Source organism: Mesorhizobium sp. CA8 (assembly GCF_020164955.1).
Classification (GTDB): Bacteria; Pseudomonadota; Alphaproteobacteria; order Rhizobiales; family Rhizobiaceae; genus Mesorhizobium.
Genome location: NZ_JAIUHG010000033.1, coordinates 1 through 18,396 on the forward strand (window position 1 = coordinate 1; position 18,396 = coordinate 18,396).

The 18,396-nt window shown below is 62.5% G+C and carries 15 protein-coding genes and 1 pseudogene; 3 read left to right on the forward strand and 13 right to left on the reverse strand.

The genetic code is table 11. From position 1 onward, the window contains the following. From LB553_RS26935 to oiaX, 3 genes and pseudogenes are all read right to left on the reverse strand, one after another. Positions 1–96, reverse strand: a pseudogene (locus tag LB553_RS26935) (triose-phosphate isomerase); the annotation flags it as partial. A gap of 55 nt (positions 97–151) precedes the next feature. Then, positions 152–1,480, reverse strand: coding sequence for a four-carbon acid sugar kinase family protein (locus tag LB553_RS26940; RefSeq protein ID WP_224517813.1), 1,329 nt, complete (start codon positions 1,478–1,480; stop codon positions 152–154). A gap of 2 nt (positions 1,481–1,482) precedes the next feature. Then, a complete protein-coding gene (gene oiaX, locus LB553_RS26945; RefSeq protein ID WP_224517815.1) occupies positions 1,483–2,733 on the reverse strand; it encodes a 3-oxo-isoapionate-4-phosphate decarboxylase OiaX in 1,251 nt (416 codons plus the stop codon). Between the two features lie 177 nt (positions 2,734–2,910). On the opposite strand from oiaX, the gene LB553_RS26950 reads away from it, so the two are divergent. Then, complete coding sequence (locus LB553_RS26950) at positions 2,911–3,624, forward strand: transcriptional regulator NanR (RefSeq protein ID WP_224517817.1); 714 nt, start codon at positions 2,911–2,913, stop codon at positions 3,622–3,624. 6 nt (positions 3,625–3,630) lie between these two features. On the opposite strand, the gene LB553_RS26955 is transcribed toward LB553_RS26950, so the two are convergent. The 10 genes from LB553_RS26955 to LB553_RS27000 all read right to left on the reverse strand — a co-directional run bounded on the left by LB553_RS26955 (position 3,631) and on the right by LB553_RS27000 (position 16,663). After that, positions 3,631–5,538: a hypothetical protein gene (locus LB553_RS26955; protein ID WP_224517820.1), complete on the reverse strand. Its 1,908-nt coding sequence runs from the start codon at positions 5,536–5,538 to the stop codon at positions 3,631–3,633. Beyond that, positions 5,535–6,569, reverse strand: a complete 1,035-nt coding sequence (locus tag LB553_RS26960; protein ID WP_224517906.1) for a Gfo/Idh/MocA family protein — start codon at positions 6,567–6,569, stop codon at positions 5,535–5,537. Before LB553_RS26960 ends, LB553_RS26955 begins: the two co-directional genes overlap by 4 nt. Beyond that, positions 6,569–7,633, reverse strand: a complete 1,065-nt coding sequence (locus tag LB553_RS26965) for an ABC transporter permease (RefSeq protein WP_224517822.1) — start codon at positions 7,631–7,633, stop codon at positions 6,569–6,571. The genes LB553_RS26960 and LB553_RS26965 overlap by 1 nt, the downstream gene beginning before the upstream one ends. Further along, positions 7,626–9,182: a sugar ABC transporter ATP-binding protein gene (locus LB553_RS26970; protein ID WP_224517824.1), complete on the reverse strand. Its 1,557-nt coding sequence runs from the start codon at positions 9,180–9,182 to the stop codon at positions 7,626–7,628. Before LB553_RS26970 ends, LB553_RS26965 begins: the two co-directional genes overlap by 8 nt. Next, the gene (locus LB553_RS26975; protein ID WP_224517826.1) at positions 9,179–9,826 is read right to left on the reverse strand and encodes a DUF2291 family protein; all 648 of its coding nucleotides are present in this window, start codon (positions 9,824–9,826) and stop codon (positions 9,179–9,181) included. Before LB553_RS26975 ends, LB553_RS26970 begins: the two co-directional genes overlap by 4 nt. A gap of 80 nt (positions 9,827–9,906) precedes the next feature. Next, positions 9,907–10,848 (reverse strand): D-ribose ABC transporter substrate-binding protein, encoded by a 942-nt coding sequence (locus LB553_RS26980; RefSeq protein WP_224517828.1) that lies wholly within the window; start codon positions 10,846–10,848, stop codon positions 9,907–9,909. A gap of 267 nt (positions 10,849–11,115) precedes the next feature. After that, a complete protein-coding gene (locus tag LB553_RS26985) occupies positions 11,116–11,943 on the reverse strand; it encodes a phosphogluconate dehydrogenase C-terminal domain-containing protein (RefSeq protein WP_224517830.1) in 828 nt (275 codons plus the stop codon). 108 nt (positions 11,944–12,051) lie between these two features. Continuing rightward, positions 12,052–13,089 (reverse strand): ABC transporter permease, encoded by a 1,038-nt coding sequence (locus LB553_RS26990; protein WP_224517832.1) that lies wholly within the window; start codon positions 13,087–13,089, stop codon positions 12,052–12,054. Next, on the reverse strand, positions 13,086–15,566 hold the full coding sequence (locus LB553_RS26995) for an ATP-binding cassette domain-containing protein (protein ID WP_224517834.1): 2,481 nt from the start codon (positions 15,564–15,566) through the stop codon (positions 13,086–13,088). Before LB553_RS26995 ends, LB553_RS26990 begins: the two co-directional genes overlap by 4 nt. Positions 15,567–15,640: 74 nt before the next feature. Next, a complete protein-coding gene (locus LB553_RS27000) occupies positions 15,641–16,663 on the reverse strand; it encodes an ABC transporter substrate-binding protein (RefSeq protein ID WP_224517837.1) in 1,023 nt (340 codons plus the stop codon). 750 nt (positions 16,664–17,413) lie between these two features. Here LB553_RS27000 and LB553_RS27005 point away from each other — a divergent pair. Then, on the forward strand, positions 17,414–17,779 hold the full coding sequence (locus LB553_RS27005; RefSeq protein ID WP_224517838.1) for a VOC family protein: 366 nt from the start codon (positions 17,414–17,416) through the stop codon (positions 17,777–17,779). Positions 17,780–18,122: 343 nt separating this feature from the next. Continuing rightward, on the forward strand, positions 18,123–18,389 hold the full coding sequence (locus LB553_RS27010; protein ID WP_224517840.1) for a hypothetical protein: 267 nt from the start codon (positions 18,123–18,125) through the stop codon (positions 18,387–18,389). Positions 18,390–18,396 lie beyond the last annotated feature (7 nt).

Genomic DNA, 18,396 nt, shown 5'->3' on the forward strand with positions numbered 1-18,396 from the left:
ATCGGCAAGCAGCCCGCCGGCGAAGGCGCGCGCCTCCGCCAGCGTCTTGTTCATTTTCCAGCTGGTCCCGATCCAGAGCTGAGGCATCTGTGTCATTGGTCAGTTCCCTGGCGACAGCGAGCCGGAGGGGCGAGAGTGCGGCACGGTGCTGTCAATCGCCGAGGCCATCACGAATGGCTGAAAAATAACGATCGGCCCCGACCTGCCCGCCCTTCAGCGCGACCTCCAGCCCGTCGATCGCGGGTATGCTCGAATGGGCGACGCAAAGCGGCGAGCCGGGAGAGGACGGCAGCGGCATTCTCATTGTCAGCGCGTCAACGCCCATCTGTCCAAGCGCGTGGCTGGAGGTATCGCCTCCGGCGATGATCACGCGCTGCAACTTCTGCTCCACGGTCAACGCGCGCAGCAGTTCGCCCAGGCCGCGTCCAAGCTTGTGGCGGGCGCCTTCCTGGCGATCGATCTCGGCGCCGCGGTCAGCGGCGGGGCCAAGTGCGGTGTAGAGAATGACGCTGCGTCCGGCCTCAAGGCTGGCCTTGCCGGCTGCAGCCGCGCGCGCCATCGCCTTCTCGGAATGCTCCGAGACCAGCTCGACCGGGTCGACCTCAATGCCGTCGAACCCGTCGTTCATCGCATGGCGGATCTGTCGCTCCGTCGTCGGCGAGCAACTCCCCGACACCACCGCGATGCGGTCGGCCGCACCCGGGGGCGGGAATATTCCATCGCCCGGAACGGTATCGCCAGCCCATTGGCAAAGAAGCGCATATTCAATGCCGGAGGAACCGACGACGAAGTGTCTGCCTGGCGTACGGGTGCGCCATATTTCCCGGCCAGCAAGCGCTTGCGTTTCTAGGCTGTCGACATCGATAAGCACGATGTTGGTGTCCCGGAGGAGGCGGTCGAGAGCCTCCGATCGAGATGGCGATTGCAGCGTCGCCAGGTCGAGCAGCCCCGACGCAAGCTTTGTCTGCCGCGACAGATGCACCAGAAGGTCGGATTCGTCCATCGGCGTTGCCGGATGGCGGCTCATCACTGGGTGGCGGTCGATGCGGTAGTATTTGTCACGATAGGCCGCGAAGAGATGACCGAAGGCTGTGTAGCGCTTGAGCTGCGGCGCGCCGACCACCAGCGGCACGCAACCCTGTTCGAATACCGCGCGGCCGATCTCGATCGCGCGGCCGATGCTGCCGATCGTCGGGCTGGAATCGAAGGTGGAGCAGACCTTGTAGTGGCAGAGCTCGGCTTCAAGCGTTTTCAGCCAGGTGAAAGCCTCTTCCAGACGCGCATCCATCCAGGCCGGTGACTCGCTGCGGCTGGTGCCGGCGAGCCCGACGGCACGGCAATGCGCGAAGCGCGCCAGCAGTCCGGCAGCCGGCTTGCGCATGAACAGAACGGTCGGTACGCCGCCGAGCTCCAGCGCCTCCATGACGTCGGTCGAGCCGGTCAGGTCGTCGCCATAGTAGCTGAGAAGCAGCTTCCGCATGCTCACGCCGCCTTGCCGTCGGCGAATTTCTCGATCGAGTGCGCCAGTTCCGCATGGTCTTTGGCAAACTCTGTCAGCGGAATGCCCTCGACCGCTGCCTGCCATGCCTGGAGCACGGCGCGCACGCCGCCTGCTGGCCCGTCTGGATGGCTGACAATGCCGCCGCCGCATAGATAAAGCAGGTCGATCGTGCGCCCTGTACGTCGATAGGTCTCCGGTGCCTGGCCACCCCATTGGCCGGAGCAGGCCACGGGCAGCGCGCAATCCTCGGGCGAAAACATCGGCGTCGTCACCGCCTGGAATGAGCGGATGAACGAGTCGTCAGGTTCCCAGTATTTCGAGGCGATTCCATTGATCTGGAACTGGTCCACCCCGAGCAGGCGCCAGAATTGCTGCCAGACCTGGAAATCCATGCCGAGGCCCGGATGGCGGGTGAGGATGTCCCAGCCATTGCGGTGTGCGTGCAGCACCAGTCCGGAGCGTTTGCGCAGGAAAGCCATGCCGCCGAAGCCGATGGAGTTGATGTTGATGACGGCGCAATTACCGCCGGCTTCAAGCACCAGATCGTGGTTGCGCATCATTTCGTCCGGGTCGGCGTGCGATATGCCGAAAGCGTACATCACCTTCTTGCCGGTCTTCTGCTCATGATCCAGGATCAGCGGCATGATTGCCTTCACCCGCTCCGACAGCGGCGAATATGCCGGGCTCATCAGCTTCTCGTCGTCCTTGATGAAATCGACGCCGGCCTCGATCAGTTCGCCCACCGTCGCGGCCGTCTCGTGTGGTCTGAAGCCAAGCGCCGGCTTGACAATCGTGCCGATGATCGGGCGGCCTTCGACGCCGGTCAGCCTGCGGCTGCCGGAGACACCGAATCGCGGGCCGGGATGGGCGCCCCTGAATTCCTCCGGCAACTTCATGTCGACGACGCGGATGCCGGACAGTCCCCTGATCGAAAAGGTGCCGCCGATCGCAATTGTCATGAGCGCCGCCAGATCGGTGCCGATGGCGTCCAAAGGGAAGGCGATGTCGATATCGGCGCGCTTGAAGGGACCCCCGCCAGCCTCTGGTATTGAAGGTTGCGCCGCGTCCGGCAAATGCCGGATCGCAAGCACGCGCGCCGCAACCCGCGTCTTTAGCTCCTCGGTTTCGCCGGGCACAGCGACGAACGTGCCGGTCGACTGGTCGCTCGCGATCTTGGCCGCCAGCGCCTCGATGCTTCCCGAGGTTTCGATCCGGTAAGTGAGAGTGATCATGGCCGGCTACTCAGTCGAAAGGCAGGAAATGAATTCCCTGCGCGTCAAATCTGGTATAATGAGTACATAAGCATTGCAAGTATTATCATGCCCGCGCAGCGTGTGGGACCGACAGGCATTCCGGTTCTTGCGCGTGCAGTGCTAAACGGAACTGGGTCTAGGGAGTGATTCGCGCAGATGAACCGTTCGGAGCCGATCGTCCGGCGCAAGCTGTCCGATGAAGTCTTTGTCAGGTTGAAGCGCCTCATCACCAGCGGCGAGTTGCAACCGGGCGACGATATGCCGTCCGAGCGCGAGCTGATGGAGCGCTTCGAGGTCGGTCGTCCAGCAATCCGTGAGGCGATGCAGGCGCTGAGCAACATGGGCCTGGTCGCCATCTCGCATGGCGAGCGTGCCAAGGTACTGCAGCTCACCGCCAAATCGATCATCAAGCAGGTGGACGGCGCCGCGAAGATCATCCTGTCTTCGTCGAAGGACACGCTGGAGCATTTGAAGAGCGCACGCATCTTCTTCGAGCGCGGCATGGTCAAGGAAGCGGCGGAGAAGGCTACCGCCGAGGACGTGCAACAGCTCAAGGCAACGGTCGCCGAGCAACGTAGCGCGCGCGGCGATGCCGAGGCATTCATCTCCGCCGACATGAAGTTTCACACCCAAATCGCGGCGATCTCGGGCAATCCGATCTATGTCGCGGTCAGCGAGGCGATGCTCGGCTGGCTGAAGGAATACCACACGGAAATGCTGATCTGGACCGGCAAGGAAAAGTTCACGCTGACCGAGCACGAAGAGATCGTCAGCCGCATCGAGAAGGGCGACGCCGAAGGCGCCGAAAAGGCGATGATCAAGCACCTCGAACGCTCGCGCGCCCTCTACGCGATGAGCTCTGAGAAGTAACTTCGCTCAGCCCATTCTGGCTATGGCGTAAGCCGGCATGGTGATGCGCCCTGAACCCGCGCCGGGTTCAAGCGTGTGCTCACCTGCTGCGTCCCAGACGCTGACCGGGCCTGCCGCTTCGGCGAGGACGGACGAGGCGTCGACCGCGACATTGTGCGGCGTGAAATTTGCCAGCCAGGTTGTGATGGCACCAGTCGGCGAACGTCCTGCAAGCACTGCCACGCGATTCTCATCAGTTGAGCGCATCGCAATATGCGTGTGGCCAGCCAGCGCAGCGAGGCCCTGGATCGCGTGGAACATCGGACGCGGCGTTCCTTCCTGCGCGGGTTCGCCGGCGGCGGCCACCAGCCCGAACGACCCTGTGAAGCTGGAGAGCGTCAGCATCTCCAGCCCGGCCGACGCCACGCGCGCGGCATAGCCGATCGTCCAGGCGGCAGCGAACAGGCCGGCATGGCGCGGATCGCGGTTGGCCATGGCGATGCGCTGGCCGTCAAAATTGTCCTTGGTCGCGCCGCCATAGGGGTTCTGCCGCATGGCGATGGTCGAGGGCCCGATCCGATAGGGCTTCGCGCCGTAGATCGCCCGTGCCGACTGGGTGATGAATGGCAGCGCTTCCAGCGATTGCATGACGCTGAGATCGTCGGCCGCATGCACGATCGGGCAAGTGCAATGGCTGACGAAATCCAGCGCGCCGGCCGGAACCCGCTTGCGGTTGAGCTCGGTGAAATAGCTGAACATGCCGCCGCCGAGCCGGATGCCGGGGAAGGCGCGGCGGGCCGCGGCATAAACATCCTCGAGCGGCGGGCAGGCCGGCCAGGTGCTGCCGGGTGGCGTCGACTGCCGGTCGACCGAAGGCGAGACCGCGATGGCATCGAGCCGCAGGCCTGCCTTACGCACCATCTCGGCGACGCCGGAGAGTTCGACGTCGAGATCGCCGGCGCAGGCGACGACGCATTCGAGGGTCGTCTCGGCGGGGAATGCGGCTGCAAGGCCGGCATGAGCGTGCAAGGCCTCCAGGCCATGGCCACGCGTCGGATCGTAATGGAGGAGAAGCTGTTGGGGGCCTAGCTTGCTAAGCAGCGGCAGTTTGCCCAAAGCCGCCTCGACATCTTCCGGATAGATGACCACGCCGATATCGGGCAGCTTCGCTCCGGCCTCGCCAAGTTCGATGCATACCGGCTCGGCTGCGGTTGCCGCGCCAGCCATCTTGGAGCCGCCCGTTATGTGCAGGGTGATGGTCTGTCGATTTGTTTGTCCCGCCGGCAGCATATAAGGCCATGGCAGCGCCAGTGGCCGCACATAAGTCTTGTATGAGGCGTCCGACCAGTTGCGTTGGTCCTCCATCTCGAAAACGTCGCCTTCCATGCGGCATTCGGCACTGACCCCCGGCCGCACCTGATGGGTGATGGCGCGCATATCCTTGAACGGCTGCCATGGGTCGATCAGCAGCGGCAGCTCAGTGTGCACCGCGCTGCCGTCGGAGTGCTCGATCTTCACCGGGCTGCCGGCGAGGCCGGCAATCGGATGCAGGATGCAGAAGCCGCAGCGATTGGTCTCGAAATCCGTTTCGGAAAACGCGCTCACATCGAAAACGAGACGGCCATCGGCGTGTCCCTCGATTGTGGCGCGGAAATCGAGCCGGCTGCCGTCCGGTCCCTCGCAACCGGCCGAATAGCTTACCGAGAAACTGTCGTCGGCCTGCTCGACGAGCAGATCCGGCAGTGTCGGCTCATAGGTGCCCCAGTCGCGATCGCGCACAATATAGGCAATGGCGCGCAGCACCTCGATGCCGTCGTGACGGATCGTGCGTAGATTGCCGTTGACGAGATCGGCGCTGAGCGGGCCGGCGCTGAGCCGGACCGGTTCGGCTTCGACGGCGCGGGTGCCGTAGAGTAGGAATGGATCGTTGGTCATCTGAGCAGGTCGTTGATACGCACTGGTTCGCGGCTGGCGGCACCGGCATAAGCGGCCTCGACCAGAGCGAATGTCTTGAGATTGTCGGCGCCGGAGGTTGCCGGCTCCTTGCCGCTGGCCAGGCACGCGACCCAGTGCTTCTGGATGGCCAGGACGCTTTCCTGGATGTTGTGCCAGGGCCGGGACGCCCAGGGGAGCAGTTGCGGTGAGACATCGGTGACATGGGTGCCGCTCTTGCCGGTCACGGTGAGCTGATAGCCCAGCGATAGCCGGATCGTGCCTTCGCTGCCGTCAAGTTCGACCAGCGTCTCGGGGAACGGTTCGGTGGCAAGCTTCGTCGCATAGCTGCAATCAACCACGGAGGTTGCGCCGCTTTCATGGTCCATGAGTATCGTCGCGACGTCTTCGCCGGCGATGCTCGGATTGATCCGGGCGGTGCGGGCGGTGAGGCTCGACACGTCGCCCAGCAGGAAGCGGGCGATGTCGAGGATGTGGATGCCGAGATCCTCGATGATGAATCGTTTTCCTGCCGCAAGGTAGGGCTGGCCGGAAAAGACGTCATAGCCGGAGCGGAAGGAGATGCGGCCGAAGAACGGTTTGCCGATCTCGCCGCTGTCGAGTACGGCCCGCACGGCCTGGATCGGCGACTGCCAGCGGAAGTTCTCGTGCACCATCAGCGGCACGCCGGCGTCGGCGCAAACTCTGACCATAGCGATTGCATCGGCAAGCGTCGGTGCGAATGGCTTCTGGCAGATCACCGGGACGCGGTTGGCGGCCGCCAGTTCCACCAGCGGCCGGTGGCTGCCGACGGTGGTCGCGACGTCGACGAAGTCGAGCTTCTCGCCGGCAAACAGCGCGGCTGCATCAGTGTAGCGCCGTGCTACACCGAACTGATCGCCGACGATCCTGAGCCGCTCGGGATCGCGGTCGCAGATCGCGACGATCGAGGCGCCGGCGATGTCGCGCCAGCCATGCATCTGGTTGATAGCGAAAAAGCCACAGCCGATCAGCGCTCCGCGCAATGCCATGATTAGCCCGCCTTCGCCATCTGTATCAGCGTCACGCGGCTCTGCAGCCGGCGCTGCGCCTGATCGACGACGACTGCGACGATGATCACAAGACCCTTGATCACCATTTGCCAGAATGAGCTCACGCCCATCATCACCAGTCCGTCTGAGAGAATGCCGATAACGAAGGCGCCCACGATGGTGCCGCCGATCGTGCCGCGTCCGCCCGACATCGAGGTGCCTCCGAGCACGGCCGCCGCGATGGCGTTGAGCTCGAAGCTCTCGCCAGTGGCGGGGTGCGATGCCATCAGTTCCGACGAGATGATGAGGCCGACGATCGCTGCGCAAAAACCGGAGAACATGTAGACGAACATCTTCACCATATTGACGCGAACGCCTGAAATCCGCGCCGCGCGCTCGTTGCCGCCAACCGCGAAGATGTGGCGGCCGAGCGGCGTAAACCTTGCGAGATAGGCCGCACCCAGCGCGACCACGACCAGGATCCAGATCGAGACAGGGAGGCCGAGCAGCCTGCCGGCACCGAGATAGCCGAAGCCGGTGGTGCCGAGTTCCGGCTTGCCGACGAGGTTGGGGAAGGTGCGGCCATCCGATGCCAGCAACGCCAGGCCGCGCGCGACATAGAGCGTGCCGAGCGTGGCGATGAAGGGCGCGACGTTCAGCCTGGTGATCAGCAGGCCGTTGACGGCGCCGATCGCGATGCCGACCGCAAGTGTGATGAGCGCGATTTCCACGACGTTGAAATAGACCGTGTAGCCGATCTCAAGGTCTATGCCGTTGAGCACCAGATAGCCGGCGACCATGCCGCACAGGCCGACGATCGAGCCGACCGACAGGTCGATGCCACCGGTGATGATGACGAAAGTCATCCCCATGGCGAGGAAGGCGTTGAGTGCAACGTGCTTCGCCATCAGGATCAGATTGGCGGCCGAGAGAAAATTCGGCGCCGCGATCGAGAAGACCACCAGCACAGCGATCAGCGCGATGAAGGTCCGCAGCTTCATCAGCGTAAGCAGCAGCGAGCCGCTGGATGCGGAGGAGGCGGGCGCCTTGGCCGAAACGTCAGTCATGGGCGTTGTTCTCCATATTCGGGCTGGGTCCATGGCCAAGCGCCGATGCGGCGATGATCGCCGCTTCGGTCGCCTCGGCGCGATCGAACATGCCCGTCAGCTTTCCGTTACTCATCACCGCGATCCGATCCGACAGCGCCATCACCTCGTCGAGATCCGAGGTGGCGAAAAGGATGCCCAGCCCATCACGCGAAAGCTTGCGCATGGTGCGGAACACATCGGCCTTGGCGCCGACATCGATGCCGCGGCTGGGCTCGTCCATCAAAAGCACTTTCGGCCCGGTGAGCAGCGCCTTGCCAATCACCACCTTCTGCTGGTTGCCGCCCGACAGAGAGGACACTTCCTGCGCCGGATCGGCGACCTTGATCGCCAGCTCGCGCACCATCTGCGCCACCGCCTGTCGCTCGGCGCCGCCGCGGATGTGGAACAGGCTGACGAAGCGCGACAGGCTGGCCAAAGTCAGATTGCTGGCCACCGACAGGATTGACACCAGACCCTCGCGCTGCCGGTCTTCCGGGATCAGAGCCAGGCCGCGCTGGATGCGCCGTGTCGTATCGCGCTCCCGGACCTGCTTTCCGTTGATAAAGATTTTGCCGCTCGCCTGCCCGTGGCGTCCCATGATGCAGTCGAACAGCTCACTGCGTCCGGCGCCCATCAGCCCGTAGATGCCGAGGATCTCGCCGGCGCGCAAGGAGAGCGAGACGTGGTCGACGGCCAGTCCGCCGCTGACGCGCGGCAGGCAGATCTCCTCGGCGCGGAACACCTCCGCGCCGGGTTGATGGCCGCCGGCCTTTGCGAAATCCTTCGCGTCCGAGCCGATCATCTGCCGCACGATCCACTGTGTGTCGACGTTTCGCATCTCCTCCTGGCCGGTGATGCGTCCGTCGCGCAGCACGGTGATGAAGTCGCCGATGCGGATCAGCTCCTCCAGCCGGTGAGAGATATAGACGATGGCGACGCCGCGCGCCTTGAGATCGGCGATCACCTTGAACAGTATCTCCACTTCCGCCGCGCTCAGCGCCGAGGTCGGCTCGTCCATGATCAGGATGCGGGCATCGAGCGAAACCGCCTTGGCGATCTCGACCAGCTGCTGCTGACCGATACGCAAATCCTCAACCAGCATGTCCGGCCGGATCCCAGCTTCCAGCTGTTCGAGGAATTCGGCGGCGCGCCGTTCCTGCTCCTTATGGTCGATCTTGCGGAATGCGTTGGTGAGCTCGCGCGTGGCAAAAATATTTTCGGCGACCGTGAGGTTGCCGAAAAGGTTCAGTTCCTGGAACACCATGCCGATGCCGCGGCTCACGGCGTCTGCGGATGACGAGAAGGAAACCTCGTTTCCGTCGAACACGATGCGGCCTGCGGTTGGCCGCTCGACGCCGGCGATGATCTTCATCAGCGTCGACTTGCCCGCGCCGTTCTCGCCGACCAGCACGTTGACTGCGCCCTTGCGCACCCCGAAATTGGCATGCGTGACCGCCACGGTACCGGCATAGACCTTGGAGATATCCTCCAGCTTGAGGATGACGTCCTGACCCGGCGAGGAACTCACGGCTTGGGCCCGATCTCGGCCTCCGCCGGCGTCACCAGCGGCAGGTCCTGCCCGCCTTCGATCGTGTAAGCGCCGAGCACCTTGGCGGTGCGGCCCTCCAGCCCGTCGCGCGGCAACTTGGACAACACCGTCTTGTCCACATAGGCATTGAAAGCTTTGCCGAACTGGGCGAAGTCGATCTGGTTGGTGAAATCGTTGAACTGTACGAAGTCGAGGCTGTCGCGCAGGGCGGTGCCGCGCATGGCCGGCCCGATCTGCACCCGCGCATCTGCCTTGCCGTCGCCATCGACGTCGACGTCGATGGTTGCCGCGCGCGACTGTGTGTTGGCGGCGACGACCTTGCCTTCGAGGCGCACAGCGAAGGTCCACGGCGAATTCGCCTGTTTCTTCGGATTGCCGTAATTGGAACCGGCTGCGGCGGGATCGATTTTGGCGAGTGCATGGACCTGTGCGAATGGGCCTGCCTTCTGCTGCAGGTAGGGGATGACTTTCGAGGCCCAGTTATCTTCGACCATCTTGTCGGGATTGAAGGCAGAGCTGCTGGCGTTATCGCCGCCTTGCGCGGACGGCGTCGGCAGAATCTTACAGGCGCTGAGGCCGACGGCGGCTGTGAGCGCAATTAACAGCCAACTCTGCTTGGTCATGGCAATCAACAATACCCGACAGTGAAATGGAGGCGAGGGACGAACGTGCGTTCGTCCCTCGCAGCTTGCATCGCGCCAGCTCAGTTCTTGAGCGCGAAGGTCTCCAGCTTGGGAGCATTGTCGCCGTTGATCAGGACGCAGTCCATGAGCTGCTTTTCCTTCTCGGGAGACTTCTTGTTCTTGATGTAGTCATTGGCCTGCTCGACGGCCATCTGCGCCTGGGCGAAGGCCGGCTGGAGCACCGTCGCCTTGATGCCGCCTGAGGTAATGGAGTCGCGAACGTCGTTCGAACCGTCGAAGCCGACGACGATGACATCCTTGCGCCCGGCGGCTGCCAACGCCGCGTAGGCGCCCATTGCCATGGTGTCGTTGCCGGAGATCACCCCCTTGACGTTCGGGTTGGCCTGCAGGATCGATTCCATCTTGGAATAGGCCTCAGTCTGGCTCCAGTTGGCCGACTGCTGCGCCACCATCTTCAGATCTGGATAGTCGTCGATGACGTCGTGATAGCCCTTGGAGCGGATGCCGGCATTGGTGTCGGATTCCTTGCCGACCAGCTCGACATAATTACCCTTCTCGCCCATCAGCTTGACGAACTCCTGCGCCCCGAGCTGGGCGCCCTGATAGTTGTTGGAGACGATCTGTGCGACGGCAACGCCGGTGGCGTTGATCTCGCGGTCGATCAGGAAAGAGGGGACCCCCGCGTCCTTGGCCTTCTGCACGGCGGCAACGGTGGCGTCGGCGCCGGCATTGTCGAGGATGATCGCCTTGGCGCCGCGGCCGATCGCCGTGTCGATCAACTGCGATTGCTTGTTGGCGTCGTCGTCATGGACCAGCACCAGCGTCTCGTAGCCGAGTTCCTTGGCCTTCGCCTCGGCGCCGACGGCCTCCGCCTTGAAGAACGGATTGTCATGCGAAGGCGTGATGATCGCGATCAGGTCCGCCGCATAGGCGGGCATCGCCGTGCCGATAGCCAGCATGCCGGCAAAAGCCGCCAGCGTCATTCTGCGAGTGAGTTTCATGATGTCCTCCCGTGAAAAACCCTGCCTCGAAACGGTCCGAGGCGGTTGTCTGCGTTTGAATTCGTCAGGCGGGTGCAGGCTGCACCGTTCAGATTGACGACGTTCGCCGGCTTTTATCCGAACCAATCCGCGCTGCCGGCACCCCGATATTCCTCCGCTCGTCCCGCTGCGGATTCCCAGCGACCCCAAGCAGGATCAGCTAATGCCAACTGGTATGATGAGTCAACCACAAATTCAGGTGACATGTACCTGATAGAGCTGGCGATCTCAGGTGATGCGCTGAATGCTTGCGGCGATCTCCTGCGGCTCAAAAACGCGCTTCCAGTCGTCGCGCATCAGCGCCGGCTTGCCGAACTCGATCGCCTTGTTGCAGGCGTCGGAGAACACGCCCTTGGTTTCGCCGAAGATGACGGCGCCGAGCACGTTCATATGGCCAAGCAGGAAATCCAGCGCCGCCTGCCGGTCGACGCCGCGCGCCACAACCTCGTCGAGGGCCTCCTTCATGACGACGAGCAGCGAAGCGCACACCGTTTCGGAGAGCCCCGGCTCAAGCAACGCCATCTGCTCAACGGTCACGCGGTGCGAGCGCATCACCGGGGCCCAAATGATCCGGGCGATCCTTTCGCCCTTGGCGTAGTCCTCTTCCGGTCCCTGCATCAGGGCGCTCACGAAATGCTGCTTGGCCTTTACGCCACCGAAGAAGTCCTTCTTGGCCGCCATGTCGGTCTCGTCGTTGAAGATTGGCGGATGGCAGGGATGTGTGACGAAGTAGGTGAGGTCGGGACGGTTGGGCAGGTGGCCGGCGAAAGGTGCGGCTGCGTCGAGAACTATCACCATTGTGCCAGGCGAAAGCTTGCTTTCGATGCCGGCGGCAACCTTGCCGATATGTGTATCAGGAACTGCCAGGATGACGGCGTCGGCGCCGTTTAGCGCCTGGTCGACGCCCACCGTGTCGATGCCAAGGCCCGATTTCAGCCGCTCCTGACCCGTCTCGCTGATTTCGACATGGCGGATTTCATAAGGGGAACCACGAAAATTGGTGGCCAATCGATAGCCCATTTTCCCGCCCGCACCAAAAAGCGCAATCGTTGTCATCGAACCCTGCTCCTGATGTTCAGACGATCGACCGCGGCCGATTCATCATCTTCATACTGGTATGATCACTCTACCACATTTGGCAAGAGGAATCGTGTATCGCTGCCGTTATTCGGGTCGGGTCGGCGCGGCCCCAGCCGCTGCCTTCGCCGAGGTCTGCTCGCTCTCAGCGGAATCGACGGACGCGCGCCGCGCCAATGCCTGCCGACCCGCCAGGGCCAGCACGAAGATGACAACGATGCCCTGCACGATGTCCTGAACGCCAGGTGGCAGGCCGATGATCTGCATGGTGGTGACGATCAGGATGAGCAGGATGCTGGCAAAGAGCGTGCCGAGCGCGGTCGCCGCGCCCCCGAAGATCAATGTTCCGCCGAGCACAACTGCTGCGATCGATTGCAACAGATAGGGCTGGCCCATCTCGAGGAAGGCTCCGCCAATATAAGCGCCGAGCAGCAGGCCATCGAGTGAAGCCAGCACCGAGGAGATCACGAAGGCTGACGCGATCACCGGTCCGTTGCGGATTCCGGCAAGCCGCGCTGCGGCTCGGTTCTGGCCGACTGCCGAGAGGAGCTGTCCGAACACGGTGTAGCGCAGCACGAACGACGTTGTGGCTACGCCCAGGATGGCGACGATAGCCATGATCGGCACATCGCCGATGCGTCCCGTCGCAACATCCTTGAGAGCAGGGCTCACCGCAAAGCCCGGTATCGCTTTGTTCGACAGCAGCGTCGCGGTCGCAAGCACATAGCCGGTCGCGAGCGTTGCGATGATTGCTGGGATGCCAAGCACGACGACGAGCAGTGAATTGAGCGCTCCGACCGCAAGCCCAAGCACGATGGCGATGACAACGCCAATGGCGAGGTTCGCATCCTGGCCTTTGACGGTGAGCAGCGCGACGAACGCGCTGAGCGTGATCACCGACGCCACGGACAGGTCGATGTTGCCGCGCCCGGTGGTCACCACGAACATCTGGCCGATGCCGACAACCGTTAGGAACGATGCGGACAGCATGACGCCCGACAGGCTGGACAGGCTGAAGCGGCTGGTGACGAAGGAAAGCAGCAGCCACAAAAAAAGCACTCCGACCGCCGACCACACCCAGCGGTTCCGCTGCGCCCAGATGCTGAAGCCGGCTAGTGCGTTCATTGCTCGCTCCTGCGATCGGCGGTCAGGCTGCGCAGCGTCAGCAACGCGATCAGGATCAGGCCTTGCGTGGCGGCGTTGTAGTCACTGCTGACGCTCAGCGTGCCGAGCAACGCACCGATCAGCGACAGCGTCACCGCGCCGGCGACGGCGCCGACCGGCGAGATGATCCCCCCGAGAAGCGAGCAGCCGCCCATCACGACCGCGGCGACGCTGAGAAGCATGTATGAATTGCCCGAATTGATGTCGCTTGCAGTGTTGATGGCCGTCAGCGATAGGCCGGCGGCGGCAGCGAACAATCCGGCGATGAGATAGCGCACCAGCGCATAGCGCGTCGGCGACCATCCCGACCGTATCATCGCCGCGGGATTGTTGCCGAACCCGCGCAACACCACGCCAAGCGGCAACCGGTCGATGGTCAGTATGATCAGCGCCACAGCCGCGATGAGGATGATCGAAGTTGGCACGAAGCCGACCGACCAGTTGAAAAGGCTCGACAGCCAATCCGGACTCGTGCCGCCCGGCGTAGGTTGCAGGGCATAGCCTATTCCTACCCAGATGAAGGACGCGCCGAGCGTGACCACGATCGCGGGGATCTTGCGCGCTTGAATAAGCCCGCCAAGCCCGGCATAGGCAGCAACGGCCGCCGCCAACGTCAGCGCGCCAAGCCATGGCTGATCGTAGAGCAGGGTGGCGCTGAGCACACTAACCAGTCCGGCGAAGGCGCCGACGCCGAGATCGATCTCGCTGCCGCCGACGATGAGCATCTGCGCAGCGGTTACCAACACCAGCGACAATGCTGGCATCAGCAACAGATCGACCCCGAAAGTCGAGGCGACCGCCGGATTGATGGCGATCATGATGGCGAGCACTGCGGCAAGCCCAATGAATGGCGCAGCGTTGACCAGCTTGCGACCGAGCCCGGCCATTGCGGTCTGGCTTCGCGCGATGCTTGCCCGTTTATCCGTCTCCTGTACGAAGGAGGCCCCGACGATCGCCGACTCGGTGATTGCGTCGCCTCGCAATTCCTTCACGATCCGGCCGCCGGAGAACACCAACACGCGGTCGCAGGCCAGCAATTCGGCGTCTTCGGTCGTGTGCCAGACCAGCACGCGGCCGCCGCGCGCGACCTCATTGCAGAGGCGATAGAAGTCCTGCTTGGTGGCGATGTCGACGCCCCGCGTCGGATCGTCGAGCAGAACGATCGGCGTGTCGGCCACCAGAGCCCGCGCCACCAGCGCCTTCTGCTGGTTGCCGCCGCTGAGCTCGGTGATGTTGGACTGGAAGCGCCTGTCGTCGAGCCGCAGGCGGCTGGCGGCGCCCGAGCCCTTGGCGTGGTTGGCTTTGTCGGAAACGACGCCAAGCGCCGAACGACGGACAACCGCGCCGATGCTGATGTTTCCAAGCACGCTCCACAGCGGGAACACGCCTTCCTTCTGTCGATCGCCGGCGATGAAAGCCGCGTCCGCATGCCTGGTGACGGGCGCGTGTTGCTTCCGGTCGGGTTTGAAGATCGCGTGCAGCAATTCCTTCTGCCCGGAGCCTTCGAGACCTGCGAGTCCCACGATCTCGCCGCGCACGATTTCGACGTCATGGCCGAGCCCGGACGTCAGCGGCCCGGAGAGCCGCACCAGCACATCCTGCGAGGATGCGGTGGACACTGTGTGCTGGTGGACCGGATCGGTGTCGCCGCCCATCAGTTGCACAAGCCGTCCTGTCGAGGCGTCCGCGGCATGGCCCTGCCAGGCGGTGCGACCGTTGCGCAACACCATCACCTGCGTGGCGATGTCGATGATCTCCTGCAGCTTATGGCTGATGAAGATAAAGGACAGTCCGGCTTTTGCTTTTTCGCGAACAAAGGCCCTCAACTGCTTCGAGCGATCGAGATCGAGTGACGACGTCGGCTCGTCCAGCACGATGAGTTTGACGCCGGGGGTCGCCGCAGCGCGCGCTATCTCCACCATCTGTCGTTCGGCGATGGTGAGGTGTCCGACCTCGGCGTCGGCACTGATGCCGTTGCCGGGGAAGACGGCATCGAGCGCCGCGCGGGCGCGGGTGCGGTAGAGCGCACGCCAGCCCGGGCGGCTTGCCGAGTCGCCTGGGCTTTCCAGGAAAAAATTCTCGGCGACGGACAGGTTGGCGCACAGCGATAGCTCCTGGTGCACCATGCGGATGCCGCGCCGCTGCGCTTCGCCGGTGTCGTAGCCGGCGAAAGCCACCTCTGTCCCGGCAAAGGAAATCGAGCCGAGCGTCGGCCACATCGCGCCACACAGGATGCGCATCAGCGTCGATTTTCCGGCCCCGTTGCCACCGACCAGCCCGATCACGTCGCCTGCGCAGACGGTAAGATCAATTCCTGCATTGGCGAGTGTCGGTCCAAAACTCTTGGTGATCCCGCTAAGCGAAACCACACTTGGCCTGGCAAAAGCCGCATGCGTCGCTGATGCGGCGTCCTGACCGGCAAGGGCAGGGTGGGACATTCGTCCTCCGCTTTCTTCAAGGCTAGATCGGGCGCGGCCTTTCGCTGACGCCCGATCGAAGTCGCCTGACAGCCTTATTTGCTGAGCAGGTTCTGCTTGACCCAGTCCAGCGAATAACTCGGGCTGATGATCTGGCCGCCCGGCAGCTTCGAATAGTCCTTGAGGTTGCTGGCATTGACCGTTGCCACCGGCATGATCATCAGCTTGGGCGCCTTGGCACCTTTCAGCAGCGACAGGCCAAGCCAGAATGCGGCGCCGCCAATGCCCGGCGTGGTGTTCATCGACACCGTCTGGTAACCGTTCTTGGCATTCTCCTCAGCCCACCACTTGACGAAATCGGTGCCGCCGCCGCCTTCGATGATCGGCATCTTGTTCTTGTACTCGCCGCCATACTGGATGAAGGCCTGTGTGATGCCGACATCGTCGCTGCCGCCCTGGCCAAGCACCGCGTCGACATGGGGCAGGGATGGCAGGACATTGGCGATGGCCGACTGCGCCACAGAGGCCGTTGCCTGGCCGTAGACCGTGGCCACCACCTTGATGTTGGGATATTTGGCCAGCACCGACTGCTGTGCGTTGAACATGTCGTTGTCGGGCGCCGAGCCCTTCACGCCGCGTACCTGAATGACGTTGCCCTTGCCGCCGAGCATCTTGAAGACGGCCTCAGCCTGGGCTGCTTTGTAGCCCTTGAAGTCGAAATTGAGCTGGTAGTTGCATGGCGCCGAAGCAACCGAGTCGAAGGAGATGACGATTATGCCGGCCTTGCAGGCCTTCTCGATGACACCGTTGACTGCGGTCTCGGAAGCAGCATCGACGGCGAGCACATCCACCCTCTTCAGGATCAGTTCGGCAATCTGGCTGTTCTGCTGTGCCACCGACCCATCGCCGTTCATGATGATGTAATCGGCGATCTGCCCTTTGGCTTTGGCCTCCTTGGCCGAAGCCTCAAATGCTTCCACCATCTGATGGCGCCACGTATTACCATAATAGGCGTTGGCCAGCGCGATAACCGGCGCGTCGGGCGACGCCATGGCCGGCGCAACCGAAACGCTGGCAAACGCGGCGCCGGCGAGCGCCGCAACAACTGCAGACTTCATGATACTTCCTCCCAATTACACCGCCACACGGTCGGCCTTCTTACATTTCCCTACGGCGCCTCTCCCGAAGACACCATACCATCTACATGTTATACCAGCATACCTCCAAGAAGCAAGCCGGGCTGGTATCCTCGGTCGATCTGAGATGACGGCCCCGCTCAGGAGTGACGAGAGCGGCAGGCTTACTTCCGGGAACTCATCTTCCCTGTCACCGACTCAGGGATTGGTTTGTGGCCGAGTTGGCCGAGCGCCGGCAACCAGATGGGCGAAGGCGGAGGGAATGAAGCAGATTGACTTCTTCTATTCGGGAGCGGCTATGCCTATCTGTCGGTGATGCGCAGCCCAACTCGCGACGGTGGGCAAGCAAGATTGACCAATTGATGCCGATAGTTGCTGAAACCAAGCAGCTTTCGACTGGCGAAATTCTTTTGGAAATCACGATCGAAAATCTCTGACGGATCGCGGAGACGGTTCTCCTTCACGTGCAAAAGATTTCGCGCTTGGAACTCAATTCGTTACCATCCCTTAGAACATCGAGTTGAATGACAGCGAGGACCGTGGAGTAGCATGGGGTAGCAGAGTAAGCGAATTGGAGGCCAGCGATAAATCAGCGACGCGGCTCCGCAGGCCGTAGAAAGCTAGGTCGTGTTCTCATCAGTCGGCCGGCCGACTGTTGGCCGTGATCCCCAATGCCAAGGAACCACATTCCCATTGGCCGGTTCACTTTCTACGGTGAAAGGAGCACGGGCCATGGCATCCATCCGATACATTGTGACAGACGTTGACAGTTCGGTCGCTTTCTATCGCGATAAACTCGAGTTCAAGGTTGACATGCACAACCCTGGCAAGTTCGCAGCGCTCATTCGCGATGATCTCACGCTTTACCTTAGCGCTCCGGGGGCAGGCAGTGGAGGAACTGCTGGCGGTAAACCAGAGCCCGGCGGATGGAACCGGTTCATGATCGTCACGAAAGACATAGACGCCCTCATCGGCCGGCTGAACGATGCAGGCGCCAAATTCAAAGGAGAAATCAGCGAGGCGGGAGCTGGTCGCGCCAGACTTCTGGAAGATCCGTCGGGCAATCTGGTTGAACTGTTTGAGTTCAAGAAGAAATGAGAGGGCGCGCAGATCGTCGACAACGACGTTGATGTTCATGCGCTCCGCAAAGTCCGACCGAATACAGCTGTGCCGGCCCGTCAGGGGGAATATTTTGCGCTCATAAATCAACGCGTTACAATGCATAGAGAGAATCGAGTTAAGGCGAGTACGGTGAAGTAGTATCGGATAGCAGAGGACGCTCCAGCGAATCCAGGCCATCGATAGAAGTCGACAGATTCTAGGCGACCTGCAGATCTGCCGCTCTGTCGGGCATTAGCGGTGCTGAAAGCAGCTATGGGAACTTTTGCTCCGCTGGCGATTTTGGATATGCTGCAAATCAAATTGCCAGAAGGTCGTTGCTATGACGAAACATTTTGCAATCGCGCTCATGCTTGTCACAGCGACCATGATGGCGGGCCCGGCTGGCGCCGGCGAACATCGCTACCGCGTCGTCAAACAGGAGCGTTATGTTCCGGCCAGCGACGACATCATCGAGACGCTGTTCAGCGGTCCGCGCTATTACGATCAGCAGATGACCACCACGGCGGCGGGCGCCTGCGCGTATCACCGCGTCGGACCGGACGCGAATGCGGTGAACGACATCAACGATAACTATTGCGGGAAGTAGGATTCCC

What these genes read in the sequence shown, in the direction of transcription:
- LB553_RS26990 (WP_224517832.1), bottom strand. Translation starts at nt 13,089, where the DNA reads ATGAACGCACTAGCCGGCTTCAGCATCTGGGCGCAGCGGAACCGCTGG.
- LB553_RS26995 (WP_224517834.1), bottom strand. Translation starts at nt 15,566, where the DNA reads ATGTCCCACCCTGCCCTTGCCGGTCAGGACGCCGCATCAGCGACGCAT.
- LB553_RS26975 (WP_224517826.1), bottom strand. Translation starts at nt 9,826, where the DNA reads ATGACCAAGCAGAGTTGGCTGTTAATTGCGCTCACAGCCGCCGTCGGC.
- LB553_RS26950 (WP_224517817.1), top strand. Translation starts at nt 2,911, where the DNA reads ATGAACCGTTCGGAGCCGATCGTCCGGCGCAAGCTGTCCGATGAAGTC.
- LB553_RS26980 (WP_224517828.1), bottom strand. Translation starts at nt 10,848, where the DNA reads ATGAAACTCACTCGCAGAATGACGCTGGCGGCTTTTGCCGGCATGCTG.
- LB553_RS27000 (WP_224517837.1), bottom strand. Translation starts at nt 16,663, where the DNA reads ATGAAGTCTGCAGTTGTTGCGGCGCTCGCCGGCGCCGCGTTTGCCAGC.
- LB553_RS27010 (WP_224517840.1), top strand. Translation starts at nt 18,123, where the DNA reads ATGACGAAACATTTTGCAATCGCGCTCATGCTTGTCACAGCGACCATG.
- LB553_RS26965 (WP_224517822.1), bottom strand. Translation starts at nt 7,633, where the DNA reads ATGACTGACGTTTCGGCCAAGGCGCCCGCCTCCTCCGCATCCAGCGGC.
- LB553_RS27005 (WP_224517838.1), top strand. Translation starts at nt 17,414, where the DNA reads ATGGCATCCATCCGATACATTGTGACAGACGTTGACAGTTCGGTCGCT.
- LB553_RS26955 (WP_224517820.1), bottom strand. Translation starts at nt 5,538, where the DNA reads ATGACCAACGATCCATTCCTACTCTACGGCACCCGCGCCGTCGAAGCC.
- LB553_RS26940 (WP_224517813.1), bottom strand. Translation starts at nt 1,480, where the DNA reads ATGCGGAAGCTGCTTCTCAGCTACTATGGCGACGACCTGACCGGCTCG.
- oiaX (WP_224517815.1), bottom strand. Translation starts at nt 2,733, where the DNA reads ATGATCACTCTCACTTACCGGATCGAAACCTCGGGAAGCATCGAGGCG.
- LB553_RS26985 (WP_224517830.1), bottom strand. Translation starts at nt 11,943, where the DNA reads ATGACAACGATTGCGCTTTTTGGTGCGGGCGGGAAAATGGGCTATCGA.